The following is a 25511-nucleotide window of genomic DNA, read 5'->3' on the forward strand; positions in this document are numbered from 1 at the left end:
GCGCGAAAATTCGGCTGGGCGCCTGCGTCGCACACTTCCCCGCAAGCCCTTGAACTAACGGCCCGCTCAACTATATCTACTCCTGTACGGCTCGTGTCCCCCCTTTCACGCGCCGTGCGACACGCCCTCGGGCGTGTCTCCTCCCTGAACCTTGGCCACCTCGTGCTTCGTGCACGGGGTGGTTTTTTATGTGCTCATTCGGCGGCGAGCGCGGTCGGCAGCGCCTCGTCGGTGACGGCATCGATGATCGCGCGCAGCAGCCGGCCGATTGCAGGAAGGCCGGGGCCGGGGCCGTCGAGCGCCGCGTCGAGATAGAGGCCGCGATCGAATTCGAGCTGGATGGCGTGAATGCCGCGCGCGGGATCGGTGTGGCGTTCGAGGATGTGCCCGCCCGAATAGGGAGCATTGGCGGCGGTGGCGATGCCGTGGGCGCGCGCGACGCCTTCGATCCGGCTGGTGAATCGCGCTGCGGCCGACTTGCCGAACCGATCGCCGAGCACGAGCCTGGGCGCGGTTTCGGGCGCGCCGAGCGGCGGCATCGAATGGACGTCGATCAGCACCGCGATCCCGAAGCGTGCGCGCGCCGATTCGAGCGCGGCGGCCAGTGCGGCGTGATAGGGACGGTGATCGGTCTCGATCCGCATCTGGACATCGTCGACCGAGAGCCGGTGCCGCCAGATATCACCCGAAGTGCCGACCCGGCGCGGGACGAGACCGAGGCCACTGCGCAGCTTGGCCGAGAGCGGCCGGCCCGACGTGGCGGCGCCATCGTCGAGCCGGGGGTCGCGCTCGTCCTCGGCGCGGTTGAGGTCGATCCAGGCCCGGGCGCGTCCGGCGACGAACATCGTCTCGGCACCGCGCGCCTCTAGCGCGAGCGCGTCGGCATAGCGATCCTCGAGTCCCTTGAGCGCCGCGAGCGGCACGCGGATCGCCGAACGCAGCGCCAGCGGATAGTCGCGGCCGGCATGCGGGACCGACATTATCACCGGCGTGACCGGTTCGAGCGGACCGTGCCGCACGAAGGAGGGCGTTGACGTCACTTGTCCCTGACTAGGCACGCCGCGCCGTATCAGCAATCTCCCGTAGGCAAACCTACTGGAAATTTTTAAGCGCTTTGCGCATAGGATGGGGCCTTAGATTGGTTGGGGTAGTGATGATCCGGATTCTGCTGGCCGAGGATGACCGCGTGATGCGGGAATACCTCACCCGTGCGCTGGAGCGCTCGGGCTATGCGGTCAGTGCGGTCGATCGGGGCACCGAGGCGATCCCGCTGCTCGAGGCCGAGCGATTCGACCTGCTGCTCACCGACATCGTCATGCCCGAGATGGACGGGATCGAGCTTGCCCAGCGTGCCAGCGAGATGGCGCCCGAGATGCGGGTGATGTTCATCACCGGATTCGCGGCGGTGACGCTCAAGGCCGGCAAGCAGGTGCCGCAGGCCCGCGTGCTCTCCAAGCCGTTCCATCTGCGCGACCTGGTTTTGGAGGTCGATCGCATGTTCCAGTCGGAGAATGCGGGGTTCAACTGATTTAATGTTCGGGGGCGCTTGCGCGGGCGAAAAAGCCCCGCTAAAGCCCGCCCTCCTTGGGGGCGTGTAGCTCAGTGGTAGAGCACTGTGTTGACATCGCAGGGGTCGCAAGTTCAATCCTTGCCACGCCCACCATCAAAGGAAGCCCGCGTTGAGCCCCACCGGCTCCGCGGGCTTTTTTGTGCCTGGAGAATCGATGACCGAAGCCGATGCCGCCTTGCTGCGCTTCATCGAGATGCTGGCGGATCGCGACTATCGTTTCGTCACGCCAACGCCGGCGACGCAGGCCCGGGTGGTCGCGCGTCGCAGTGCGGCGGAGGTCTTCACAAGGCGGTAGGCGCCGCGGGCTCGTCGCGCTGGCCGGCGGCGATGCGATCGGCATAGCCGCGCGCCATGCGCTGGTGGGCGATTCGCGCCGGGGCCGAGTCTGCGGCGGCGGCGCGGGCCACGGCATCGGCGTGGCGGCGGTTCAGATATTCGAGGTCCATGGCAAGCTCCAGGGTGTCCTGTAAGCGGGAGCGCGGTCCTGTCTCTCAGTCACCGGCGCTTACGAACAGCATGCCGGTGATGAGTCGAGGACTAGCACGAAGCGCTCGCTTTGCCGAGTCCGGCGGTGCCTATTGGTGGACGGCGACCAAAGCGGCGCGGGCCTGGGCGGCATCCTCGCGCTGGGCGCGGCCGCGCTCGGTGCGCTCCTGGCGCTCGGCCATCTGGCCCCAGGCGAACGCGGCGCGGAGATGGCGATCGCGGACATTGGCCAGCGTCGCGCTGTCAGCCTCGGCCTGCGCCTTCTCGGCCTGGACGCGGTAGGTGTTGACGAGATCGGTCATGAAAGCTCCGGGCGCGAGGACAGGGAGGCGCGCAGCCCCCCGCTCTACAACAAGCGGGGAGCCGCGACGTTCCTTAGCCTTCGGCCTGGAGGTTGACCGCGGCCATCTTGCCCTTCTTGTCGGGCTCGAGATCGTAGGTCACGCGCTGGTTCTGCTCGAGCGTGCGCAGGCCGGCGCGCTCGACGGCGGTGATGTGGACGAACGCGTCCGGGCCGCCATTGTCGCTGGCGATGAAGCCATAGCCCTTGTCGGCGTTGAAGAATTTGACGGTGCCCTGCTGGGTCATGGAAATTTTCCTTCTGTGATCGGCGCGCCCCGTGCGGACGGACCTCGTGCTGCGGAGGCTAGGAGAAGGAAAAAAGGAGCCGCAAAGCGTCCAAGTGACCGTCTGATTGCGACTGTAGCAGCGCCTATATGCGCGCTTTGAACCGAAATTACAAATCCGCGTCACAGTGCGAGAGAATTCGTCGATTTTCTGACACTAGACTTCACGCGTGCCGCACAGCGCGGATCGACAATTTCGGGACGAAAAATATTTCTTGCAGATTTCTGAACTCGAGCCCGGACTAGATCAGGGCAAATCCTACATTGCAAGTGCCGGGGCCCGCAGCCCCGGTGCAGGGCACGGCAAACATGCCGCGCCCTGGGATGGGCTTGCTCAGCCGAGCACTTCGCGAACGGCGGCGCGGGCGACTTCGCGCGGGCACGGCTCGATCGGGAAGAGGCGGCGGTGGAGCGGGATGAAAGCGTCGAACGCCTTGCGCGCGCCGCGGGTAATCTGGGTGTCTTCGATATGCGTAAAAAAGTTCATTCTGTTTCCTGTTGGGGTTTTCGAGATCGCCCTGCACGGCGGATGCCGGCCGGAGGTGGGGGATGCGCGAAGCCTTGCGGATCGCGAGCCCCCACACGGGGATAAAGGGCGAAGGGCGCCGAAGTTCCGTCCTGATTTCCGGGAGGAACAGCCGCAACGCGGCGGGCGCCTTGATCCATTATGGGAAGCCGGGCGGCGAGTTTCAAGTCGGCCGCCCCAATGAGGCGCCAGCGGAGCCCAGCAGGGAAGAGCAAAGCGGTTCGCGCAACGACGCGACGACGCGACGAGGTTGGGCAAGCCGCCTTGGCGTGGCGGCAAAGCGGCCCTTGCACATCCTGCCGCCGACGCGGCGGGCTGTGGCGCCGGAAGGGCATTGCTCGTCGCGCCGTTGCCCCGTTGCGCGAACGCGTTCACTCCTCGAGGCTCGCGGGCGCGCCGCCGCCGTTCCCGGGATGCCCCAAGACCGCGTCCGCGATGCTCCCGGGGGATATTCCCATATCGGCGCCGGAAGGCGCGAACGGAGGCGCAAGGCTGCGATCGGCCTGCAGGTACGCCGTGGCGGGCGCACGGCGGCGCGGGGCGTCCGATGGGGCGGGAAGTTCGTCGGCGGGGTCGGGGGCCTCGGGCGCGGCTTCCGCCTCGGCCGCGTCGGCATCGGCATCGGCGTCAGCGGCAAAGCCGAAATAGCGATCGCGGGCGCGCGCGCCGGCGACCTGGCGGGTCGCGGTGTCGGCGCCTTCCTGGGCGTCGAGCACGGCCTGCTCGGCATCGGTGACCGTGCGCGAATAGTTCGCGTCGCCATACTGGCCGACTTCGAAGCCCTGATAGCCCTCGGGCGGGGGGAAATTGGTCAGCCAGCACTCGCGCGTGCTGCACCACCAGACCGGCAGTTCGTCCTCGTCCGAGTCCAGCGGTTGACCAACTTGACTCGAATCGGGGGTTTCGGGGGCGAGGTCGACCAGCCCTGCGGCTTCGGCGCGGACCCATTGCTCGGCGGTCCAGCCGGCGCGCTCGGCGGGATCGAGGTCGGCGATCTGGAGCGGCTCGGCGATGTCGGTATGCGTGCGCAGCCAGCGATCGGCGCGGGCGAGCGTGCGGATCGGGGCAAGTGCCGCGTCGCCGGCGGGCTCGACCCGCGCGCCGAGGAACATGCCCGCGCGCGCCGGGCCGGCATCGCGGCCGATCAGATCGAGATACTGGCCGAAATCCTCCGCGACCAGCCGCGCCGCGGCGGCGATCCCCGCTCCCTTGGCGGTATCGGCCATGCGATCGAGCCGGGCGAGCATCGCCATGCCGAGCCGGTTGTCGTGGCGGTGGCGGGTGGTGACGCGGCCGTCATCGGTGGTGACGGTGTCGCGATTGCCCTTGAAGGCGCGCTCCATCAGCTCGTCGGCAAGCGTGGCGCGTGCCTTGAGCACTGCCGCCTCCCAGCCGATCGCGAAGCTCGCCCCGCGCGGCGAGCCGCGCAGCGCATAGGCCGATTGCTTGGAGAGCGCGACGATCGCGCAGGCCTGGACGACGGTGAACCCTTCGGAGAGCGCTTCGAGGAAGCGGCGCTGCTTGTCGGGCGTCCAGCCATCGTAGCGCGTGGCGCCGGGCGGCGGGGCGAAGCCGTGATAGGCGGCGGGATCGAAGCTGGCGGGATCGTAGGCGTAGGGTTCGCTGGGCAGGATCTCGGTCTGCGCGGTCATGGCGGTCCTCCTGGGTTCGACTCGGAGGACTGGTCAGATATGCCGGAATGGGGGTTGTAGGACAGGGGTTTGTTTTTGGTTTGTTCCTTTTTTGATGGGGCGTGGCGTGGCGGCAACAGCGGGGCGTCATCCCGGCCTGTGCCGGGATCCACCGGGAGGCTGGGCGGGACGCTGGAGGGGCCAGGTTCTCGCTGCCGGCACGGTGGACCCCGGAACAAGTCCGGGGTGACGAAGAAGGGTTCGGGCAGAGGCGCCGAGGGCGCGGAGAAGAAGTCAGGGATAGCGCTGGCGGGCGTGGATCACCGCCACGATCTCGATGATCTCGGAGACGCGATAGATCAGGATATAGTTCGGATGCACAACGGCTTCGCGCGTGCCAGCGACGCGGCCGGGCCGATAGGCATGGGGATGGGCAGGAAGCTGCGCCGCGGTGTGGCGAATGGCGTCGCCGATGCGCCGCGCGGGTTACGGGCTTCGATGAAATCGACGATCGTCTCGAGGTCGTCCAGCGCCCCGGGGTGCCAGATCAGCGGGCGCATCAGTCCCGCTGGCGACGGTCGATGATGCCCTGCATCCGGGCCATGACTTCCTCATGCGGGATGCCGGGCGCGTTGTCCGCCAGCCGGGCTTCGACCTTTACGCGGACCCATGCGTCATGCGCCTCGGCCTCTTCGCTCGTGGCGAACTCGGACTCGATGGGCGAGAGCTTGGTCATACGGGGAATATAGCGCGAGTGGGGTGGCGACGGAAGGCTGGGCCGGCGGCGGGCTATATCGGCCCGAACGGCGTGGTCCGCGGCCGCCCACCGTGACCGCGACCGCGCCAAGCAGCAGGTGACGCTGCGGATCGATCCCGACGTGCTCGAGAAGGTCCGCGAAGCGCGAGGCGACGCTGCGGGCGCTGTAACGGGAGTATCATGGGTGAGGGGAAGCGGGGACGAACGCGGCGGCGCATCGTGAATGAGAACGGGCGCTCTTCGAACTGCAACGAAGACCCAAGTTAACGAGCCAAAGAAATCTCGTGCTTTAAGATGCGCGTTGCTAAAGTAAGTCCCTCATTGACGATTCTCCGTTCATCGGGCTCTAACGCAGTCCGGCCACTATGAACAACCTCTGACCTAACTCTGTAGAACTTAACGAAGAAATCTATCATGTCGCTTCGAGACTTGTTGCTATCTCCGAGAGCGTAAGCGCATCTATTGGCTATAAGCTTCGATAAACCTACTCTGTCGCTCGTATCTCTATCTCCCATTAAAACTTCTATAGTGATTGCGGACTCCAAGATCTTATCCAAGCCTCTATTGCTTAGATGGGCCCTTAACGCCCATGCGCAAGCAGTCTTCAATTTTAACGAATTATCTGATTTAAAGACAGGCCTTACAGGTTCGAGGATTTTTTCTAGGGAGGTTTCTGCCTTGATGGCCTGATCGGTTTTATCGCTCGTGGCCAGATTAGCGCAATTTACAACATCATCTTCCGCGCGCTCCACATAAGCAAATTCTTCCAAACCGTTGGATATGCTGTCCCCTAACAAAAATGGGGTTATTTCATCGCCCCATGTACCATACTCACTAATGATATTATACGCGATGCAAGCGCCGTAAAAGGCGCGTACCTGATCATAGAACTCGCTGATAGCTCTTGATTGACGCCTTGCTGCTAAATATCCAGAAGTTCTGTATTCAAGATATAGCGCATTAGGGATAATGCTGAGATCGTCCTCTTTCATTACCATGCGCCTAATCACCGTATCTACAGAAGGTACCTCATGATGGGTCTTAAATGTTGGGGAGATCATCGCTCCTGATAAAAGCGTTAGCCTCTCCGATAGGCCTATGTTGATAGCTTCGGAATTAACCCTTTCGCCAAGCTCCACCGCAACGCGTACGATGAGGCGATATTGATTTGGCACCGCTTCCAGCGCGGAAACGATATGTCGGGCAGTCTTCAAGGGATCGGAAAAGCACTTCAGCTTGGTTATGGGCGCGTCATCCTTTGGCAGGGGCGTGGCGCCTAGCACCCGTAGGAGAGTTAGCTGATCTCTCACGAACGACAGCAATGTGCTTCCATCCAAAGCCTTGCTGAGAGATTTTGCAAACTCTGCATCTAGCGCCCCCAGCGTGGTGCTCTCCCAATCTTTCTCGAAAGAGAAGGTGCCATACGAGGTTATCATTCCCCCCTGCAGAGCTTCCGTAATTGCTACAAGCAAAGTGCTGGATATAGACTGGCTAATCTTCATGCTCGAACTTTGCCGAAATGAAGTATCGCAGTCAAATAGCTGACCAAGATGTCTAATGAGGCCGGATGGCTAGGAATCGGCTTACTCCGCCACCACCGCCTGCTTCGCGCCCTTCCCGCGCTCCAGCAATGGCGCCAGATACTTCCCCCTAAAGCTCCGCGGCTCCTTCGCCACTTGCTCCGGCGTGCCTTGAGCGACGATCTCGCCGCCCTTGACGCCGCCTTCGGGGCCGAGGTCGAGGATCCAGTCGGCGGTCGTGATGACGTCGAGATTGTGCTCGATCACCACTTGCCCCCAGCCGCGTCGATCGCTGCCAGCAGCGCCTTCTTGCTCGCTGTGCGGCGCTTGCCGCCGTTGCGGGGGAGGTCGGTAATGCCGGTCTCGGCGCGGCGACGCTCGATGTCTTGCGCTAGCGCTTCCAGCGTCACGGGTTCAGAGGTCTTCGATGCCGTACTCACCGGCGGTCTCCTCGCGGATACGGCGGTCAAGATAAGCGCGGTCGGCGTCGCTGTGAAGTGTGAGGAGGCGGCGGGCCTGTTCGCGCATTTCGGGGGCGCTGCCGCTGGCGAACTGGCCCATGCGGTCGGCGATCATGTCTTCCACCGCGATGATCGCGGCGATGCCGTCGGCGCCCAGATCGACCAGCAGGATGCGGTCGCGGTCGGCCAAGCCGTCGAGCAGGGTCGAGGAGACGATTTCGAAGCCGAGCTTGAGATCGGGATGCATCCAGCCGCGGGTTGCGATGCCGGGACCGGAGGGGCGGACGAAACCGAGAGAGCGAAAGATATGCTCCAGGGATTCCTGGCGGGCAGTGACCAAGTCGAAGTCGCCGGTGGTGACGGCGCTGTTCGAATACAGCTCGACCGCGCCGCCGCCGACTAGGATCGGAGGTTCGAAGTCTTGTGCCGTCATTGCGGTGCTGGCGCGGGCGAAAAGGCGGAGGGCGGCTTCGAACTCTGGCCGGTAGCGTGGTGGCATTTGCATTCCCCCCGGTCGTCTCGCCTGCGGACAGGCCCCACCCCAACCCCTCCCCTGAAGGGGAGGGGCTTTTGTTGGTTACTCCGCCGCCACCGCCTGCTTCGCGCCCTTCCTGCGCTCCAGCAACGGCGCGAGATACTTCCCCGTGAAGCTCCGCGGCTCCTTCGCCACTTGCTCGGGCGTGCCCTGGGCGACGATCTCGCCGCCCTTGACGCCGCCTTCGGGGCCCAGATCGAGGATCCAGTCGGCGGTCTTGATGACGTCGAGATTGTGCTCGATCACCACCACGGTGTTGCCCTGCTCGACCAGCGCGTGGAGGACTTCGAGGAGCTTCCGCACGTCCTCGAAATGGAGGCCGGTGGTGGGCTCGTCGAGGATGTAGAGCGTCTGGCCGGTGGCGCGGCGGGCGAGTTCCTTGGCGAGCTTGACGCGCTGCGCCTCGCCGCCCGAGAGCGTCGTCGCCTGCTGGCCGACCTTGACGTAGCCGAGGCCGACTTCGGCGAGCATCGCCATGCGGTCGCGGATCGGGGGGACCGCCTTGAAGAATTCGAACGCGTCCTCGACGGTCATGTCGAGCACGTCGGCGATGCTCTTGCCCTTGAACTTCACTTCCAGCGTCTCGCGATTGTAGCGCTGGCCGTGGCAGACGTCGCACGTGACGTAGACGTCGGGGAGGAAGTGCATCTCGATCTTGAGCAGCCCGTCGCCGGTGCACGCCTCGCAGCGGCCGCCCTTGACGTTGAAGCTGAACCGGCCGGGCTTGTAGCCGCGCGCCTGCGCCTCGGGCAGGCCGGCGAACCAGTCGCGGATCTGGGTGAAGGCGCCGGTATAGGTGGCCGGGTTGCTGCGCGGGGTGCGGCCGATCGGCGACTGGTCGATGTCGATCACCTTGTCGAGATGCTCGAGCCCGGCGATCCGGTCGTGCTTGCCCGCGAGGATGCGCGCACCGTTGAGCTGGCGCGCGGCGGCGGCGTAGAGCGTGTCGATCGTGAAGCTGGACTTGCCCGAGCCCGAGACGCCGGTGATGCAGGTAAAGGTGCCGAGCGGGATCGACGCGGTGACGCCGGTGAGGTTGTTCGCGGTGGCATTGTGGACGGTGAGCTTCTTGCCGTTGCCTTTGCGGCGCTTGGCCGGGAGGGGGACTTCGCGGCGGCCGCTGAGGTAATCGGCGGTGATGCTGTTCTCGTTCGCCAGGACGTCGTCGAGGCTGCCGTACGCGACGATCTCGCCGCCATGGACGCCGGCGCCCGGGCCCATGTCGATGACGTAGTCGGCGGTGCGGATCGCGTCCTCGTCATGCTCGACGACGAGGACGGTGTTGCCGAGGTCGCGCAGGCGGCGGAGCGTGGCGAGCAGCATGTCGTTGTCGCGCTGGTGGAGGCCGATGCTCGGCTCGTCGAGGACGTAGAGCACGCCTGAGAGGCCGGAGCCGATCTGCGACGCCAGGCGGATGCGCTGGGATTCGCCGCCGCTGAGCGTGCCGCTGGTGCGGTCTAGGTTGAGATAGTCGAGCCCGACATTGTTGAGGAAGCCGAGCCGCTCGTCGATCTCCTTGAGGATCGCGCGGGCGATTTCCTTGCTCTGCGGGGTGAGCTGGTCGGGGAGGTCGGCAAACCAGGCGAGCGCGTCGACCACCGAGAGGCGAGTGACGCTGGAGATGTCGCGCATCGCGACCTTCACGGCCAGCGCCTCGGGCTTGAGGCGGGCGCCTTCGCAGACTTCGCAGGCGTGGCTCGCCTGGTACTTGCTGAGCTCCTCGCGCATCCAGGCGGACTCGGTCTGGAGCATGCGGCGGTTGAGGTTGCCGATCACGCCTTCGAACGGCTTCTTGACGTCGTACGACTTCTTGCCGTCGACGAAGGTGAGCGTGACGGGCTTGCCCCTGGTGCCGTGGAGGATGGCGTAGTGGATCTCCACGGGGAGGTCCTGCCACGGGGTGTCGAGGCTGAAGCCGAATTCGCGGGCGAGGCTGCCGAGGACCTGCATGTAGTAGGGGCTGGGCGGGTTGGACTTGGCCCAGGGGACGATCGCGCCCTTCTTGATGCTGAGGTCGTGGTTGGGGACGACGAGGTCCTCGTCGAACACGAGCTTCTCGCCGAGGCCGTCGCAGGCGGGGCAGGCGCCCTGGGGGGCGTTGAAGCTGAACAGGCGCGGCTCGATCTCGGCGATGGTGAAGCCGCTGACCGGGCAGGCGAACTTCTCGGAGAAGACGATGCGGTTGGCGGGGATGCCGGTGTTCTTCATGTTGCCGCCCGCAGCCGCCTCGTCCTCGCGGCCGGGGACCACGCCGTCGACCAGGTCGACATAGGCCAGCCCCTCGGCGAGCTTGAGCGCCTGCTCGAAGCTTTCGGCGAGGCGCGTGGCGATTTCGCCGCCCACGACGAGGCGGTCGACCACGACTTCGATGTCGTGCTTGTACTTCTTGTCGAGCGCGGGGGCTTCCTCGATCAGATAGGTCTCGCCGTCGATGCGGACGCGCTGGAAGCCGGCCTTCTGCCACTCGGCGAGCTCTTTCCGGTACTCGCCCTTGCGGCCGCGGACGACGGGCGCGAGGAGGAGCAGGCGCGTGCCCTCGGGGAGCGCGAGGACGCGGTCGACCATCTGGCTGACGGTCTGCGCGGCGATCGGCAGGCCGGTCTCGGGGCTGTAGGGGATGCCGACGCGCGCCCACAGGAGCCGCATGTAATCGTAGATCTCGGTGACCGTCGCGACCGTGGAGCGCGGGTTGCGGCTGGTGGTCTTCTGCTCGATCGAGATGGCGGGGGAGAGGCCTTCGATATGATCGACATCGGGCTTCTGCATCATCTCGAGGAACTGGCGGGCATAGGCCGACAGCGACTCGACATAGCGGCGCTGGCCCTCGGCATAGATCGTGTCGAACGCGAGGCTCGACTTGCCCGAGCCCGAGAGGCCGGTGATCACCGTCAGCGTGTCGCGCGGGATATCGATGTCCACGCCCTTGAGATTGTGCTCGCGCGCGCCGCGGACGGAGATGTGGGTGAGACTCATGAAGGGCGTTCTATCTCTGTTCTTGCGGGGATTCCAGTGGCAGAGATAGGAAGGAGGAGCGGGAGTTGCGAGGGGTGGGCGGCGACGGCCTGCGCCCCAATGGCACGGATGACCCGCACGCGCTTGAGCGGTCGTTGAAGCATTTCCCCCTAGTCGTTGTGCGCGGGGCCCGTTCCGGTGCCGACCGCTTGCAGATAGGCCAGCAACGCCGTTTCCAGTTGCGTCGCCAGGGACTCCGTAAATTCGGCTGAGGCATAGCCCTCGAGCATTGTTCGCGGCAGCCCGAGGAAGATACTGAGGAACACTTCGGCGGTGACGCGCAAGCGTGGGAATTCGGCGTCCGGTGCCGATCGCAGCATCTCGGCGATTGCAGGCAGCATCAGATTGTGGACCGTGAGCGCGATGTTCTTCCCGGTCTTCTCGGCCGCGACGGCGTAGAGGACTGCCGCTTCCTGCGGATCGTGCATTTTCAGGCGTAGCAGAACCGCGACCAAATGCCTGGTCATCTCGGCGATCGGCTTGCCCGCAACCTCCTGGCATGCGCCGATCACCGAAGCGGAAAAACCATCCAGGTGCCGTTCCAGCACGGCGGCGAGCAACACGTCGCGATTGGGGTAGTATTGATAGATCGTGCCCACAGAAACGCCGGCCCGCCGCGCAATACGAGTCGTGGTGCAGTGGCCGAGTCCCTCCCGTGTCAAAACTTGAATCGCTGCGGTTTGCAGGGCCGATATCGTCGCCATGGAGCGAGCCTGAACCGGCAGTTTCCGGGCGATTGCGGGCTTCGGAGGGGCGTTCATGAAATGCGAATTCCAATGCTGAGCGTAGCTCCATAAATCTAGCGCGCACCAAAGTTTCCGCGAGAGAGAATGGAGATCAGCATGCCGATGCCCGCCGCTCCGGACTATGAGAATGCGTCAAGCCCCTTCGCCTCCTGGTGGCTCAATCACGTCGCCGTCCGGGTGCCCGACTTCAGCGCAGGCGTCCGCTGGTATACCGAGACGCTGGACTTTCGGCTCGTGCATAGCTGGCCATATGAAGGCGGCATCACATTCGGATATTTGTCGCCTGCTACCGACAACCGCGTTCGTATCGAGCTCATGGGTGGCCCGGGCGCCCAACGGAAGCCGCACTACGCAGATCTGAACGACAGCTTGTCGCTATACGGCTTTCACCATGTGGGCTTTCGCGTGGACGACGTGGACGAAGCCGTAAGGATGCTGAAGGAACGCGGCGTAACAATCCTCTCCGAACCGATGGATTTCGAAGCCTGTAATCGGCGTTTCGCGGTCTTCTCCGACCCGTGGGGCAACATCTTCGAAGTCGACCGGCCGATCGTACCGGACGGTCCCAAAGCCTAGACGAGACGAGGCAAGCCTGAGTCCAAGGCGTCAGGCTGCGAGTGTGCCAGCCATATGGCCACGATGCATGCGGGAACGGATTTCGATCATCGCCTACGCAATATGGGAGACCTAGAATGTCGCGTGCGGAAGACTTTGTGTCCGTGATCTGGGAAGCACGGGCGAAGCCAGGGTGCGAAGACGATATGCGCTTGTTTCTCAAGAGCGCGGTCACCTTGTCTAGAAACGATCCTGGGTGCATCGACTATGAAATGCATGAAGTCGCCGATGAAGCTGGCGTCTTCATCGCGTATGAACGCTGGGTAAGCCGTGATGCCTTGAACAAGCACCTGACGGCACCTCGCATGAGCGAAATGGCGCCTCGACTCCTGACGTTGATGCAAGGATCGATCGAGGATGGTATGCGGATACTTCATGCTATCCGTCCGGACAGCTGAGGCCTCTTTGAGCAGGCGCCACAACTAGGCGTCTGTGCGCCTACGCCGCCTGCGTCAGCGCCTCGGTAACCTCGCGGACCTTGGCGGGGCGTTCGCCAAGCGGGCAGATCTCCAGCGCGTCCTCGAGATCGGCGGCGCGGACGCCAAGCTGCGCTTCGTGGAACAGCCCGGCCGAGCCGGCAAGCTTGTGAAGCAGCCCGCGCAGCTCGGAAATCTCCTCGTCGTCGAAGCGGGCGCTGGCGGCGATGCGCTCGGCCAGCGCGAGCAACTCGGCCTTGCGGGTGTCGTACCGGGCGCGCAGCTCGGGGGAGATGACGAGCTTGGCCGCGGGCCTGGGGGCAGGGGCGGGGGCCGGTTCCCCGGCATCCGCATCCGCATCCGCACCGGCATCGGCATCGGGTTCGATCGCCAGCGGCTCGGGGCGGGCCCAGCGGCGGATGGCCTTGCCGAGGTCGGCGAGCTGGACCGGCTTGGCGACATGCGCCTGCATCCCTGCGGCGAGGCAGGCGGCCACGTCGTCGGCATAGGCATTGGCCGTGAGCGCGAGGATCGGCAGCGTCTCGGCGCTGATGCCCGCGTCGCGGATCGCCTTGGTCGCCTGGATGCCGTCCATCACCGGCATCTGCATGTCCATCAGCACGAGATCGAACGGCTCGGCCGAGCGCGCCGCGGCGACCGCGGCGGCGAGCGCCTGCGCGCCGTCGACGGCGGTGACGCTCTCATGGCCGAGCTTGCCGAGCATCGCTTCCACCAGCGCCTGGTTGACGTCGTGATCCTCGGCCAGGAGGATGCGCAGCGGGCGCTCGACTTCCTGCTTGGGGGGATCGATCACCGGGGCATGCGCGTCGCCGGGGTCGGCGAGCTTGAGCGGCACGCGCAGCGTGAAGCGCGTGCCCTTGCCCTCCTCGCTCTCCATCACCAGCGTGCCACCCATCAGCGTGGCGAGCTGGCTGCTGATCGCAAGCCCGAGCCCGGTGCCGCCGAAGCGCCGCGCGGTAGACTGCTCGGCCTGGACGAACTGCTCGAAGATCGCCGGCTGGCGATCCTGGGCGATGCCGATGCCGGTATCGGCGACGGTGATCTCGATATGCGCGCGGCGATCGTGCCAGCCGCGCTTGGCCTCGATCGAGACGCTGCCGGTTTCGGTGAACTTGACGGCGTTGCCGAGCAGGTTGAGCACGATCTGGCGCAGGCGCAGCCCATCGATCAGGACGAACATCGGCAGCTCGGGCTCGATATCGAACCACAGCCGCAGGCCCTTCTGCGCGACCGCGGGCTCGATCAGCTTGACGCAGTTGCGCAGCGCGTGGCGGAAATCGACGCGCTCGGGGGCGATCTGCATCTGCCCCGCCTCGATCTTCGAGATGTCGAGGATGTCGTTCAACAGGCGCATCATCGCCTTGCCCGAATCGACGATCAACTGGGCGTGGCGCTGCTGCTGATGGTTGAGTTCGCTGTGGAGCAGCAGGTCGGCGAAACCGAGCACGCCGTTCATCGGCGTGCGGATCTCGTGGCTCATATTGGCGAGGAAGCTCGACTTGGCGCTCGCCGCAGCCTCGGCGCGCGCGCGGGCGATCTCGAGCGCGAATTCCAGGTGCTTGCGCTTGGTGACGTCGCGCAGCGAGGCGATGACTTCGATCGGCGCGCCGCTCGCCGGATCGCGAACCAGCCCGCAACTCGCCTCGATCCAGGTCTCGACGCCGGCATAGCCATATTTCGCGATCCGGTTCGTAGTGACGCCGCGCTCGATCTCGCCCGCGACGAGGCGGGTGTAGAAGTCGAACAGCGCGGGCTTGTCTTCCTTGTGGACCATCCCCGCCATCGAGCCGCCGACGGCGAGCTCGGGCTGGATGCCGAGCACCTGTTCGGTCGAGGGCGAGGCATAGGTGACGGTGCCGTCGAGATCGATGCGAAACACCGCGTCGGTGGCGTTCTGGGCGAGCAACGCGAGCTGTGCCTCGGCGATCTCTCGGCGGGCGATGTCCTGTTCGAGCTGGTCGTTGGCCTCGCGCAGGCTCAGCATTCGCGCGCGGCGGTCGCGCAGCACGAGCAAGGCGAGCAGGAGGACTAGGAAGGCACTGCCGACGAACGCGATCCGGACGGGCTGTTCATAGGCGTTGGCGCGATCGAGCCGCTCGGCGAGCAGGCGGTCTTCCTCGGTCTCGATTTCGTTGATCGTGCGGAGCAGGCGGACCGTGGCGGCGTGCGATTCGGCGCTGTCGAGCGCGGCGATCGCCTCGGCAGTGCGACCGGTGCGGCGCAGCCACATCGTCTGCTGCGCGGCCGAGAGGCGCTCCTGGATCAGCGAGGCGAGCCGCGCGACGCGGACGCCCTGTTCGGGATTGTCGGTGATCATCGAACGCAGTGCATCGAGTTCGCGCGGCAGCACGCCGCGCTGGGCTTCGACCGCGAGGAAATCCTCCTGCGTCCCGGTGAGCAGGTAGCCGCGGCGATAGACTTCGGCGCGCAGGCTGAGGATGCGGACCTTGGCGAGATGCTCGGAGACTTCGAAGGTATGGCGGACCCATTTCTCCGCGGCCTGCTTCTGCGAGGCAAGCCACAGCCCCGAGGCCGCGGAGCAGATCAGCAGCAGGAACACCGCCACGATCATCGTCCGCGACCGGTGCCGAATGGCGTTGTTCATCGTCGAGTTCCCTGAAACCCCAACCTCTACTATAGGATAAATCGCCAATTTTTTGTTGCGGACTAGAACCCGCGTGCCGGGCAATTTATCCGTCGCAGGCTCGATAGCGCTTATCATGCGTTATAATAGGGGTGGCATGTGGCGCCTCGGGCGGGTCGAAGGGTTTGGCAGAATGGCACGGATCATCATCGCGGACGACGACGAGATCGTGGGCGAGATGGCCCGCGACGCGCTGATCGCGGCGGGGCACGGCGCGGGGCTGGTGAGCAACGGCGCCGACGCGCTCAAGATCGTCAAGGCGCGGCGACCGGACCTGCTGATCCTCGACTGCAACATGCCCGAGGTCTCGGGGGTGCTGGTCGTCCAGGAGCTGCGGAAAATGCCCGAATATGCCGATTTGCCGGTGATGATGCTCACCGGGCGGCGCAGCGACCGCGACGAGGAACTGGCGCGCTTCGCAGGCGCCAACGAATATATGAAAAAGCCTTTCGATCCTGACGAACTCGTGTTCCGTGTCGAAGAGCTGCTTGCGGCGAAGCGCTGAGGCGGCATGGCACGGATCATTTATGTCGAGGACGACGAGCTGGTCGGCGCGCTGGTCCAGCAGGTACTGACCGATGCCGGGCATCTGATCGGCGTGATCGGGCACGGCACGCTGGCCTATGAGACGATCGCGTTCAAGAAGCCCGATCTGGTGATCCTCGACCGCGGGCTGCCCGGCATGCAGGGCGTCGACATCCTCAGCGCGTTGCGGCGGCTGCCGGGGCTGTACCTCACGCCCATCCTGATGCTGACCGCCAAGGGGGGCGAGGACGCCGTGGAAGAGGCGATGGAAGCGGGCGCCAACGACTATCTGGTCAAGCCCTTCGAGCCCGAGGAACTGGTCCGCCGCGTGGACGAAGTGCTCAAGAACAACCTGTTCCGGCGGGAGTAAGGCTGGTCATCGAAGATCCCCCTCTCTGAAAGCAGGGAGGGGAGTGCTCCAAAGCTTTCAATTCGTTGCAGGACATGGTCATCCTTTGTTCAGCGCCCGGGGCGAAGGTTCGGAGCGGGAAAGAACAGGAGGGCAGGATGGACCGGGGAGTTGCGGCGCGGCTCGGCACGCTGGCGGCGGCGCTGGCATTGTCGGCATGCATGATGCCCTATGACGGGCTGTACGAGGCGCCGCCGGCACCGGCATGGAGCGCGATCGAGAGCCCGGATTCCTATGCGTTCATCGACCGCGCCGACTCGCTGTGGGAAGCGATCGGCGACGCCCCGCCCGACCATGCCTTCACCTTCGACGATGCCGAGCCCTGGGCGTGGGACCTCGCCGACGGGCACCGCATCGTCGTCGAGGAGACCGGCGACGGCATCCGCAGCTTCTATTTCGCACCGGGCGAAGACGGGCCGTTCCTCGCGGTGCGGCCGGGGATGAGCTTCGGCTTCGAGGGCGAGACGGTGGCGGTGGTCTATGGCCCCGACGGCGGGGCGATGCCGCGCGACGCGGGGTCGGAACATCTCGGCGAAGGTGCCGAGCTGTACGCGCGCGGCCGGCTGCTGCTGCGCGCGATGCTGCAGAAGCAGTGGCGCGCGGTCGACAGCCAGGCGTGGATCGATACCGGGCCGATGATCTGGGGCAGCGTCGCGCTGTGGGACAATGGGATGACCCGCCATCCCGGCTGGGGCCGCCATCGCGAGACGGTGCGCAACGCCGACTGGCGCCACCGGCTGACCGCCGAGCGGCTGCGGCGCCAGGCACTGGCCGAGCAGTTCCGCCGCTGGCGCGAGGGCGGGTTCCAGGGCTCGCCGCCGGGGAACTGGCACAAGCCCGGCGATCGGCCGGGGTTCGGCGGTCCGGGGCGGCCCCGGCCGGGAATCGATCGGCCGCGGCAGCCGGGCCAGGGGGGACGCCCGCCGGGCGCGCAGCCGGGGCCGCCGCGCGGACCCGATGAAACGCCGGGCCGTCCTCGCCCGGGGTGGCAGCCTGGCCGTCCGTCCGGGCCCGACGCCGGCGGCCCGGGCCGGCCGCGGCCGGGAGGCTGGCAAGACGGGCGGCCGCGGCCGCCGGCGACTGCCCCCGTGCCAATGACCGAGACCCCAGGCACGGCCCCGGCCCCGGCGGTGAGTCCGCCACGCCGGCCGGGTTGGGGCTGGCGACCGCGGCCCGACCGCGGAACCGATCCGACGACCCCCGGCGTGCCGCCGGCATCGAGCCGGCCGTCGGGCGGTTCGAGGCCGTGGTCGCGGCCCCGTCCCGATGCGGTGCCGGGAGCACCCGCAACGGTGCCGCGGCCCCGGCCTGCAGAGGGCGCGCCGCGCTGGTCCCGGCAGGGCCCCGATGCGGGGGTCGGTGCGCCGCCTGCAACACGGCCACCGCGCGGCAATGGCGGCTGGACGCGTCCGGAGCGTAGCGCGCCGCCGCCCGCGCCGAGCACTGCGCCGCCACCGCGGCCATCGCCTGCGCCCTCCAGCAAGGGCGCGACCCTGCGGAACGACCCCGAGCCGCAATAGCGGCGGGCGTCAGGCCGGCTTGAAGGGGATCAGCGTCTCGTACTGCGCGAGCGGCGGGGCGCCGGCGATGATGCAGCGGTTGCGCAGCAGATAGGCGTGGCGGATGATCTCGGCCTGCTGCTCGAGCCCGTATTTCTCGAAGGACTGGCCGGGCTTGAGCGCATAATCGTAGCGGCAGAAGGGATGGCGCTTGATCGGCAGGAAGATGCCCTTCTGGTGCTGCCAGATATGGACCATCTCGTGGAGGAACAACGCCTGGACGCCGAGCGGCGCCTGGCTGAAATCCTCGTAATAGATGCCGCTCTTGGGATGGAAGTGGATCGTTCCGCGCGGCGCCATCGTGGTGTTCGACGGCTGGAAGAATATCCACTTGCTGTTGGCGACCTTCGCTTGCGAATAGTCGATCGCGGCGCCGAACACTGACGCACACATGCGGGTTTCACCTTCGGTGAGCGAGCGGCTGGTCATGCGTGCAGCATGAACATTTGAGCGCTATTTGTCACCGGGATTTGTAGGACCCGATCCGCGATGCTTTCAGAGGGCGAAAAGTCCGATCGCGATACCTGCCTGGGTCGCGGCGATCAGCATGAGGTGGGTGGAGAAGGGCTGCTTGCGCGTCTTGTGGCGGAACAGGTGTCGCGCGGCGAACGCGCCCGGGGAGCCGCCGATCAGGGCGAGCCCCAGGAGGTCGCTCTCGGGGATGCGGCGCGCACCGGCGATCGCGCGCTTCTTGTCCTGCCAGAAGCGCAGGATGGTCCACAGGTTGATGCCGAGGATCCAGGCGAACGCGGCGGCGAGCATCCGGCCCGTCTATCGCAAGGACGGTTGCGACTTTGTTTCCGCCCCGCAAGCGGCGGGGCCGATGCGTCGATCAGTGTCAGGCCGCGCGGAGCCAGTCCTCGGCCTTGCCCAGCGCGGCGGGGTCGTCGACGTCGATCCAGGCGAGGTCGCTGCAGTCGATCGTCAGCGCGGTGCCGGCGGCGGCGAGGACGCGCATGCCTTCGGTGAGCGAAGGGGAGGCGAGGCCGTTCAGCGCGGCGAACAGGCCCGGGCCGATCGCGAAGACGCCGGTGTCGAAACAATCATAGTCGGGCAAGTGCTTGCCGATGCCGACGATCGCGTCGCCCTGGGTGCGCACGGCAGTGACGTCATCGAGATCGACCAGGTCGCTCTCGATGTTGCGGTCGATCGCCAGGCGGGCGCCGTCGCCAGCGCCGGCCTGGGCAACGCGGGCGTAGAGCGCGGGATCGACGAGATGGTCGCACATCGCCAGCACCGCCTCGCCGCCGGCCAGCGTCGCCTCGGCCGCGAGGACCGAGACGCCGTTGGGTTGCTTGTAGTCGGGCGTGCGGACGGTCTCGACTGCGATCGGCCAGGATCGGGACGCGAGGTGCGCCTCGATCTTCTCCGCCTCATAGCCGAGCACCACCACCACGCGCGCGAGACCCGCCGCGGCGAAGCCGGTGATAGCATGCTCGATCAGCGGCTTGCCGCCGACCGGGCAGAGCGGCTTGGACGCCGCCGCGGCGCGAAGGCGGCTGCCTTCGCCCGCGGCGAGCAGGACTGCGGTGGTGATCACCTCAGGCGGCGGCGATGAATGCCTCGACTGCGGTCTGCGCCAGATCGTCGGTCATCTGCGTGCGCGGATGCTTGCAGAAATAGGCCGAGGCGGCGTCGATCGGGCCGGCGATGCCGCGATCCTTGGCGAGCTTGGCGCAGCGGATCATGTCGATTGCGACACCGGCCGAGTTCGGGCTGTCTTCGACCGAGAGGCGCAGTTCGAGGTTCATCGGCACGTTGCCGAACATCGAGCCTTCCATGCGCAGGAAGCAGACCTTGTTGTCGTTCTGCCACGGCACGTAATCCGACGGGCCGATATGGACGTTCTCGTCCTCGAGGCGCTCGGCCGCGACCGACTGGACGGCCTCGGTCTTGGAGACCTTCTTCGAGGCGAGGCGGCGGTGGTTCGACATATTGAGGAAGTCGGTGTTGCCGCCGGTGTTGAGCTGGTAGGTGCGCTCGAGCTTGACGCCGCGCTTGGCGAACAGATCGGTCAGCACGCGGTGGACGATCGTCGCGCCGAGCTGCGCCTTGATGTCGTCGCCGATGATCGGAACGCCCGCCTGGGTGAAGCGATCGGCCCATTCGGGGTTGCTGGCGATGAAGACGGGGATGTTGTTGACGAAGGCGACGCCGGCTTCGAGCGCGCATTCGGCGTAGAACTCGCTGGCTTCCTGGCTGCCGACCGGGAGGTAGTTCATCAGCACGTCGGTCTTGGTCTCGCGCAGCACGCGGACGACTTCTTCCTTGGTCGCTTCGCGATCCTGGGCGACGACGAAGGTGCGGTCATCGTTGAAGTCGGCCATGTGATCGGCGACGCCGTCGAGGATGCGGCCCATCTGGACGACCGCGCCGGTCGGCTCGATGCTCTCGCAGAACACCGCGGTGCAATTGGGCTTGGCGAAGATCGCCTCGGCAACGTCCTTGCCCACCTTGCGCGCGTCGACGTCCCAGGCGGCGACGACGTGGATGTCGCTCGGGCGATAGCCGCCGAGGTCCCAGTGCATCAGGCCGACGGTATCGTTGGCGCCGTCGCGATAGTGCGACAGGCCCTGGACGAGCGAGCTGGCGCAGTTGCCGATGCCGACGATCGCGATGTTGATGCTCTTCATTGCAATTCAGGTCCTCTGAATGGGGGAGTTAGTTGGTTGTTGGGACGCCACCCCCGCCGAGCGGAGGAAGCGGATTTCGACGGCGCGGTGCCAGACCAGGCCGATGACGAGCAGCGCAGTGAGCGGGACGATCTCGAACCAGAAGAACAGCCGCGGATCGGCGGCGAGACAGGCGAGGCAGATCGCGAACACGCGGGCGTTGGCAGTGAGCAGCCGCATCAGCCGCATCGGGCCGAGCGCGCGGACGGCATAGGCCTGCCCGAACGCGACCGGATCGGCGGCGCGGGACATGGCCTGATCGAGGCGGAAGGCGACGCGATCGATGCTGCCGGCGACCCAGTCGTAGAGCTGGACCAGCGGATTGCGACTCGGCGCGGGCGGCACCGGCGTCTCGCCCTTGCAGCGGCGATGGAAGCGGGTGCGCTCGCTCTCGTACAGGTTCGACTGGACCGCGTGGGTCACGCCCGCGGCAGTGGCGAGAATCCAGCCTTCGAGCGTGCCGACCGAATAGGCCAGGACGAGGTAGAGCAAGGCGAACACGCCGTGATCGCACATCCCGTCGAGCGCGCGGCCGAGCGCGCTGGCAGTGCGCGTGGCGCGGGCGATCATCCCGTCGAGCCCGTCGGCGATCAGCCAGCCGACCGAGAAGACCAGCCCGAGCAGCGCGAACGGCCAGGACGACCAATTGGCGTAGCAGGCTGCGGCGAGGGCGCCGAGGATCAGCCCGATGACCGAAACGAAGTTTGCCGAAATGCCGCGCGCGATGGCCCAGGGAAGCAGGAGCCGCCCTGCGGGGTGAATGATCCAGAGGTTGGTCGGATCCTCGATCCGGCGATCCCGCGACCCGTCCGGCGGAGGAATTGTCATCGGCCTGCCACATACAGCGCGAGCAAGGTAATCAGCAAGTCATTTGCTATACATTTGCGACGGTTTTGGAACACACTGCCGTAACGATCGTTTTTGGTCGCTTGCCCTAGGGGCAACGCGCGGAGTGCATGAAAATTCCTCTCGAAAGAGAGCGGAGACTCAAGTCGGCTCGCCGAAATCCTCGTGGACCATGTCGATCTCGCGGACGCCGCGCTCGCGGCGGGCGGCGTTGACCAGGCCGCGGAGCGTCTCGCGGCGGGCGCGGGCGCGCTCGACATCGCGGATCACCAAAGGTGCGTCGCGGGTGGTCTCGTCCGACGAGGTGATGCTGATCGTACCGAGATCGGCGATCTGGTTGACGATCGAGAAATCGATGCGGACATCCTTGACGCGATAGAGTTCGATCTCGTCGATCGACTTGAGGAAGATGCCCCTGTGGAGGATCAGCCGGTCCTGCGTGACTTCATAGGCGGTGGCGAGGTTCTCGAACCATTTGGCGAGCAGGACGAGCAGCGCGGCGACCAGCGCGATCGGGAACAGCCATGCCCAGCCGGTGACCGGGCGCTGAGCGAGTGCCCAGATCGTCCCGACCACCCCGGCGAGCAGCAGCACGACGGTGCCCCAGCCGGCGAGCGTGCCGCGCAGCCAGCCCAGCGTGGACGAACGGAAACGATCGATGGCTTGCGGCATGTGTGCGGGCCTCCCTTTGCGGGAAGGATAGCGCGGATCGCCGCCGCTTCAACTCACGCCGTATATTTGTCGCAGGTCGAGCGCGTCGCGGCGGGGGAGGGGTTGAACAATTGCGACAGGTCGCGGCGGTCGCGCACGAGGAACGAGGCGACGTAGCGGAGCTTGGCAGGGCCCATGAAGGTGCCGCCGAACAGGCGCTGATAGTCGTAATTGACTTCGACGAAGATCAGCGCCGAGCCGCTTGCCGCGGTGACCACCGCGCCGGGATCGCCCATGCCGGTCGAAGTGGTGCCGGCATTGGCCTTGGTCGCGTCGGTTCCCGCGGTGGTGCTGGTGGTGCCGTAGCTCGAATCATAGCCCGTGCCGCGCTTGAGGCCGAAGCAGCGCTGCCAGTGGATGCGCTGGACCGGGGCGGTATCGTAGCTTTGTTGAACGTTCTCGAGGCTCGAGACGGTCACCCGGCCATTGTCGCCGAGACCAATTGCAGCGCCTTGCAGCCGTGCGGCCTGGAGCGCGTTGTTGATGTCGAGCTCGCGAAGCTGGACGGTGGACAGCGAGGTCATCATCCCCATGCGCGAGCCGTTGTCGGCCAGATTCGAGGCGATCTGGCTGACGCGCAGATTGGCGATCGCGAGGTTGGCAGTCTCGATCCCGAAGCAGCCGAGCAGGAGCACCACCGGCAGCGCCAGGGCGAATTCGAGCATCGCGATGCCGCGGGTCGCCGCGGCGAAGCGGTGGAGCAGGGCGTGCGTCATTTGCATATCGTCGGGGGGTTGTTGACCGTCTGGCTGGCATAAGGCTGGTTCATCAGCGTGGTGCTCGCGCTGAGCGTCGCGGTGCCCGACCAGCCGAACCAGCGCGCGACCGGGAAGAGCCGGCTATAGTCGACCGAGACGGTGTAGACGGTGACGTCGTTGGCGCCGCCCTGGCCGGTCCGGCCGGCATCGTCGTCCCAGCGACCATTGCCGTTGACGTCGGTGTAGCATTCGCCGGCATCGCGCACGCCGTTGCTGTTCGAGTCGACGAACGGCTCGGGCGCGATCGCGCTGAAGTTCGAATAATTGAGCCGGGTGGGGAAGCCCGCGGTGAAGCTCGCGCCCTTGGCGATCGCCTGGACCTGGCTGAGCACCTTGGCGTCGATCGTCGCGGCCGTGGCGCCCTGGATCGCGCTGTCGCGCCCGGCCTTCTGCACCGCGCCGGTGACCGCGGCCTGGACATAGGCCTGATAGCCGAGCTCCATCAGCCCCATCATCAGCGTGAGCATCACCGGCGCGAGGATGGCGAACTCGATCGCGGCGGCGCCGCGGCGGTCGCCCGCCAGACGGGCCAGGAGGCGGCGCGCCGCGCTCATTGCGACACGCGCAGCATCGCCACCTGCTTGGCGATATTGGTGAAGGCGGCGGAGAGGCCCGAGCCGGTGGTGGTGAACAGCGCCTGGCTGGTGGTGGTGGCGCAGGCCTTCATCTCGTTGGTCGCGCTCGAATCGATCTGCACCGTCCAGACCTGGATGTTGCGCGCCTTGGCCGCGCTGCATTCGGCGAGGAAGCGGGCGTTGTGATAGGCCTTCAAGTTGGTGAAGTCGCCGTTGCTCACCCGCCGGTCGTAATATTCGTTGCCGTACATCCCGTAGACGCCGGTGTTGGGCGACATGTCGCCGTCGGTGAGGAACACGATCACGCGGTTCGGCGCCTGGCGCGCGGGCCAGGCGGCGGTGTCGTCTGCGAAGATGCCCGTGGGCGAGATCAGCCGCGTGCCCCAGATCATCCCGACATCGTGATAGGTGCCGCCGATCGCGCGGAAATCGGTGGCGTTGACGAAGTTCGACACCTGCGTGCGGGTCATCGTCTTGAGGCGCGCGACCGGCTTGCCGCACGAGACGAAGCCCTGCTGGAGCGACGACGCGGCGCCGCCGACATTGGGGTGGCTGCTGCTGTCGCCGGTCGATGTCGCGTCTGCCCTGCTGCCGTAATTGTTGCGGGCGTAGAACAGCTCGGGCCACATCGGGCGCCACTGGGTGTCGATATTGCTGCCCGGCACCAGATCGGGATCGAGATCGGGCGGCAGCGCCGTCTGGCTGAAGCTCGTCGCGCCGGCGGTGGTGGCGCGCTCCTCGATGCAGCCCGCCCAGCGATTGGTGCTGCCGTTGGTCTTGCTGGGATCGATGACCGCATTGCCGGCGACATAGTTGCGCACGTCGAAGTTGAGCTGTTGGTAGCGCCAGGTCGGCGTGCCGAACCAGGTGCCGGTCTGATAGCGCGACTGATATCCCCACTGACTGTTCGCACTGCCCGAGCCGCCGACCATGTAGGAGGGCGAGATCGAGGTGATCGCCTTCCCGGCATTCACGGTCGAAGTGTAGGTAACGAAGCCGTAGCGGATGTGGGTCGACGGATCGGCGGCCGAGGCCATCGTGTCGTAGAAGCTCATCACCGCAGAGCGCAAGGCCGCCATGCGCGAGCCGCTCTTTTCGGGGACATAATAAGCGGTGCTGCCGGGATAGCCGGCGACGCTGTCATTGCCGCTGGCGGTGCCGTCGGCGGGGCGGCTGTAGCTCGTCGCGCCGGCCGAGCCGACATAGTTGTTGCAGGTGCTGTCGTCGTCGCTCGGCAGGCAGGCCATCGAGCCGGTGGTGTCGAGGACGAAGATCACGTCGGTGTCGGCGATGTCGTAGCTCGCCTGGCAGGTGACGTTGATCTGCTGGGTAGCGAAGCCGAACATCGTCATGATCGTCATCGGCACATTGGCGCTGGCGGCGCCCGCGACCTGCGCGTCGGCGGTCTTGGACGGCGTGAAGCTGGCGGACGCGGTCTTGAACCAGCCGGTGCGGAAATTGTTGTTGAAGAAGGTCTGCGCCTGCGCGGTGGCGGTGGCATCGAGCGTGGTGTTGGTGAGCGAGACGTCGGTCATCGACTTGCGGCCGGCGAGCACGCCGGCGTCGCAGGCCTGCTGGAGCCGCGCCTTGACGACATAGAGCCGCGCGGTGTCGATCGCGCAGCCGCAGAAGGCGGCGAGCGGCAGGAGCAGCGCCGCCATCATCGCCAAGGTGGTGCCGCGGCTGTCGCGCGCGAGCCGCACCATGAACCCCGAACGCTGCTGCCGATCCTGCTTCAAGCCCACGCTCCGCACTGGGACCGGGATGCGGTCCGTCATTTGGAGCGCCTTTTGGGGTGGGAATGGAAAAGAGGTAGTTTCCAGTGGGTTAGGGAGTTTTGCCCTGCGGGGTTTTACGGATGCAGGGGTGGAATGATTCGCTTCCCCTCTC

Annotated in this window: 31 protein-coding genes, 1 tRNA gene and 1 pseudogene; 9 read left to right on the forward strand and 24 right to left on the reverse strand. The window is 66.1% G+C overall.

What is annotated here, in order from left to right; translation table 11 throughout:
- Nucleotides 1-194: 194 nt before the first annotated feature.
- Nucleotides 195-980: an N-formylglutamate amidohydrolase gene (locus RZN05_RS00265; protein ID WP_317227528.1), complete on the reverse strand. Its 786-nt coding sequence runs from the start codon at nt 978-980 to the stop codon at nt 195-197.
- A gap of 173 nt (nt 981-1153) precedes the next feature.
- On the opposite strand from RZN05_RS00265, the gene cpdR reads away from it, so the two are divergent.
- The 3 genes from cpdR (at nt 1154) to RZN05_RS00280 (ending at nt 1865) form a co-directional block, all read left to right on the forward strand.
- Nucleotides 1154-1528, forward strand: coding sequence for a cell cycle two-component system response regulator CpdR (gene cpdR, locus RZN05_RS00270; protein WP_077509890.1), 375 nt, complete (start codon nt 1154-1156; stop codon nt 1526-1528).
- Between the two features lie 60 nt (nt 1529-1588).
- Nucleotides 1589-1663 (forward strand) — tRNA-Val (locus tag RZN05_RS00275).
- A gap of 61 nt (nt 1664-1724) precedes the next feature.
- A complete protein-coding gene (locus RZN05_RS00280; protein ID WP_317224623.1) occupies nt 1725-1865 on the forward strand; it encodes a hypothetical protein in 141 nt (46 codons plus the stop codon).
- On the opposite strand, the gene RZN05_RS00285 is transcribed toward RZN05_RS00280, so the two are convergent.
- The 7 genes from RZN05_RS00285 to relB all read right to left on the reverse strand — a co-directional run bounded on the left by RZN05_RS00285 (nt 1852) and on the right by relB (nt 5575).
- Entirely contained in the window at nt 1852-2016 is a 165-nt protein-coding gene (locus RZN05_RS00285) for a hypothetical protein (protein ID WP_317224624.1), read from the reverse strand. The genes RZN05_RS00280 and RZN05_RS00285 overlap by 14 nt on opposite strands.
- Nucleotides 2017-2145: 129 nt before the next feature.
- A complete protein-coding gene (locus RZN05_RS00290; protein ID WP_317224625.1) occupies nt 2146-2358 on the reverse strand; it encodes a hypothetical protein in 213 nt (70 codons plus the stop codon).
- 73 nt (nt 2359-2431) lie between these two features.
- Nucleotides 2432-2644: a cold-shock protein gene (locus RZN05_RS00295; protein ID WP_317224626.1), complete on the reverse strand. Its 213-nt coding sequence runs from the start codon at nt 2642-2644 to the stop codon at nt 2432-2434.
- Between the two features lie 372 nt (nt 2645-3016).
- Entirely contained in the window at nt 3017-3169 is a 153-nt protein-coding gene (locus tag RZN05_RS00300; RefSeq protein WP_317224627.1) for a hypothetical protein, read from the reverse strand.
- A gap of 410 nt (nt 3170-3579) precedes the next feature.
- The gene (locus RZN05_RS00305) at nt 3580-4860 is read right to left on the reverse strand and encodes a hypothetical protein (RefSeq protein WP_317224628.1); all 1281 of its coding nucleotides are present in this window, start codon (nt 4858-4860) and stop codon (nt 3580-3582) included.
- Nucleotides 4861-5133: 273 nt separating this feature from the next.
- A complete protein-coding gene (locus tag RZN05_RS00310) occupies nt 5134-5313 on the reverse strand; it encodes a type II toxin-antitoxin system RelE/ParE family toxin (RefSeq protein WP_317227529.1) in 180 nt (59 codons plus the stop codon).
- Between the two features lie 85 nt (nt 5314-5398).
- Complete coding sequence (relB, locus tag RZN05_RS00315; RefSeq protein WP_317224629.1) at nt 5399-5575, reverse strand: type II toxin-antitoxin system RelB family antitoxin; 177 nt, start codon at nt 5573-5575, stop codon at nt 5399-5401.
- A 118-nt stretch (nt 5576-5693) separates the two neighbouring features.
- Here relB and RZN05_RS00320 point away from each other — a divergent pair, with 118 nt between their 5' ends.
- The gene (locus RZN05_RS00320) at nt 5694-5819 is read left to right on the forward strand and encodes a hypothetical protein (RefSeq protein WP_317224630.1); all 126 of its coding nucleotides are present in this window, start codon (nt 5694-5696) and stop codon (nt 5817-5819) included.
- 40 nt (nt 5820-5859) lie between these two features.
- Here RZN05_RS00320 and RZN05_RS00325 read toward each other — a convergent pair whose 3' ends face one another.
- From RZN05_RS00325 to RZN05_RS00350, 6 genes and pseudogenes are all read right to left on the reverse strand, one after another.
- Entirely contained in the window at nt 5860-7098 is a 1239-nt protein-coding gene (locus tag RZN05_RS00325) for a HEPN domain-containing protein (protein WP_317224631.1), read from the reverse strand.
- 81 nt (nt 7099-7179) lie between these two features.
- Nucleotides 7180-7401 (reverse strand): annotated as a pseudogene (locus tag RZN05_RS00330) (hypothetical protein); the annotation flags it as partial.
- On the reverse strand, nt 7380-7556 hold the full coding sequence (locus RZN05_RS00335; protein WP_317224633.1) for a hypothetical protein: 177 nt from the start codon (nt 7554-7556) through the stop codon (nt 7380-7382). The gene RZN05_RS00335 and the pseudogene RZN05_RS00330, both read right to left, overlap by 22 nt.
- On the reverse strand, nt 7531-8010 hold the full coding sequence (locus RZN05_RS00340) for a hypothetical protein (RefSeq protein ID WP_317224634.1): 480 nt from the start codon (nt 8008-8010) through the stop codon (nt 7531-7533). The genes RZN05_RS00335 and RZN05_RS00340 overlap by 26 nt, the downstream gene beginning before the upstream one ends.
- Before the next feature lie 144 nt (nt 8011-8154).
- A complete protein-coding gene (uvrA, locus tag RZN05_RS00345; RefSeq protein ID WP_317224635.1) occupies nt 8155-11085 on the reverse strand; it encodes an excinuclease ABC subunit UvrA in 2931 nt (976 codons plus the stop codon).
- 149 nt (nt 11086-11234) lie between these two features.
- On the reverse strand, nt 11235-11828 hold the full coding sequence (locus RZN05_RS00350) for a TetR/AcrR family transcriptional regulator (protein ID WP_317224636.1): 594 nt from the start codon (nt 11826-11828) through the stop codon (nt 11235-11237).
- A gap of 138 nt (nt 11829-11966) precedes the next feature.
- Here RZN05_RS00350 and RZN05_RS00355 point away from each other — a divergent pair, with 138 nt between their 5' ends.
- On the forward strand, nt 11967-12446 hold the full coding sequence (locus tag RZN05_RS00355) for a VOC family protein (RefSeq protein ID WP_317224637.1): 480 nt from the start codon (nt 11967-11969) through the stop codon (nt 12444-12446).
- 116 nt (nt 12447-12562) lie between these two features.
- Nucleotides 12563-12883: a putative quinol monooxygenase gene (locus RZN05_RS00360; protein WP_317224638.1), complete on the forward strand. Its 321-nt coding sequence runs from the start codon at nt 12563-12565 to the stop codon at nt 12881-12883.
- A gap of 40 nt (nt 12884-12923) precedes the next feature.
- On the opposite strand, the gene RZN05_RS00365 is transcribed toward RZN05_RS00360, so the two are convergent.
- Entirely contained in the window at nt 12924-15527 is a 2604-nt protein-coding gene (locus RZN05_RS00365; protein ID WP_317224639.1) for a hybrid sensor histidine kinase/response regulator, read from the reverse strand.
- Nucleotides 15528-15699: 172 nt separating this feature from the next.
- On the opposite strand from RZN05_RS00365, the gene RZN05_RS00370 reads away from it, so the two are divergent.
- The 3 genes from RZN05_RS00370 (at nt 15700) to RZN05_RS00380 (ending at nt 18020) form a co-directional block, all read left to right on the forward strand.
- A complete protein-coding gene (locus RZN05_RS00370) occupies nt 15700-16071 on the forward strand; it encodes a response regulator (RefSeq protein WP_317224640.1) in 372 nt (123 codons plus the stop codon).
- A 6-nt stretch (nt 16072-16077) separates the two neighbouring features.
- Nucleotides 16078-16461, forward strand: a complete 384-nt coding sequence (locus RZN05_RS00375; protein WP_317224641.1) for a response regulator — start codon at nt 16078-16080, stop codon at nt 16459-16461.
- 137 nt (nt 16462-16598) lie between these two features.
- Nucleotides 16599-18020, forward strand: coding sequence for a hypothetical protein (locus tag RZN05_RS00380; RefSeq protein ID WP_317224642.1), 1422 nt, complete (start codon nt 16599-16601; stop codon nt 18018-18020).
- A gap of 9 nt (nt 18021-18029) precedes the next feature.
- On the opposite strand, the gene RZN05_RS00385 is transcribed toward RZN05_RS00380, so the two are convergent.
- The 9 genes from RZN05_RS00385 to RZN05_RS00425 form a co-directional block, all read right to left on the reverse strand.
- Nucleotides 18030-18488, reverse strand: coding sequence for a vgr related protein (locus RZN05_RS00385; RefSeq protein ID WP_317224643.1), 459 nt, complete (start codon nt 18486-18488; stop codon nt 18030-18032).
- A 66-nt stretch (nt 18489-18554) separates the two neighbouring features.
- Nucleotides 18555-18821, reverse strand: a complete 267-nt coding sequence (locus RZN05_RS00390) for a DUF1294 domain-containing protein (protein WP_317224644.1) — start codon at nt 18819-18821, stop codon at nt 18555-18557.
- Between the two features lie 76 nt (nt 18822-18897).
- On the reverse strand, nt 18898-19599 hold the full coding sequence (locus RZN05_RS00395; RefSeq protein WP_317224645.1) for a phosphocholine cytidylyltransferase family protein: 702 nt from the start codon (nt 19597-19599) through the stop codon (nt 18898-18900).
- Between the two features lies 1 nt (nt 19600).
- Complete coding sequence (locus RZN05_RS00400) at nt 19601-20692, reverse strand: inositol-3-phosphate synthase (RefSeq protein WP_317224646.1); 1092 nt, start codon at nt 20690-20692, stop codon at nt 19601-19603.
- A gap of 6 nt (nt 20693-20698) precedes the next feature.
- On the reverse strand, nt 20699-21559 hold the full coding sequence (locus tag RZN05_RS00405) for a CDP-alcohol phosphatidyltransferase family protein (protein ID WP_317224647.1): 861 nt from the start codon (nt 21557-21559) through the stop codon (nt 20699-20701).
- Nucleotides 21560-21718: 159 nt separating this feature from the next.
- Nucleotides 21719-22249: a PH domain-containing protein gene (locus RZN05_RS00410; RefSeq protein ID WP_317224648.1), complete on the reverse strand. Its 531-nt coding sequence runs from the start codon at nt 22247-22249 to the stop codon at nt 21719-21721.
- Nucleotides 22250-22302: 53 nt separating this feature from the next.
- Nucleotides 22303-23004: a TadE/TadG family type IV pilus assembly protein gene (locus RZN05_RS00415; protein ID WP_317224649.1), complete on the reverse strand. Its 702-nt coding sequence runs from the start codon at nt 23002-23004 to the stop codon at nt 22303-22305.
- Nucleotides 23001-23600: a TadE/TadG family type IV pilus assembly protein gene (locus tag RZN05_RS00420; RefSeq protein ID WP_317224650.1), complete on the reverse strand. Its 600-nt coding sequence runs from the start codon at nt 23598-23600 to the stop codon at nt 23001-23003. Before RZN05_RS00420 ends, RZN05_RS00415 begins: the two co-directional genes overlap by 4 nt.
- On the reverse strand, nt 23597-25399 hold the full coding sequence (locus RZN05_RS00425; RefSeq protein ID WP_317224651.1) for a Tad domain-containing protein: 1803 nt from the start codon (nt 25397-25399) through the stop codon (nt 23597-23599). Before RZN05_RS00425 ends, RZN05_RS00420 begins: the two co-directional genes overlap by 4 nt.
- Nucleotides 25400-25511 lie beyond the last annotated feature (112 nt).

The sequence above is a fragment of the Sphingomonas sp. HF-S4 genome, assembly GCF_032911445.1.
GTDB lineage: Bacteria > Pseudomonadota > Alphaproteobacteria > Sphingomonadales > Sphingomonadaceae > Sphingomonas > Sphingomonas agrestis.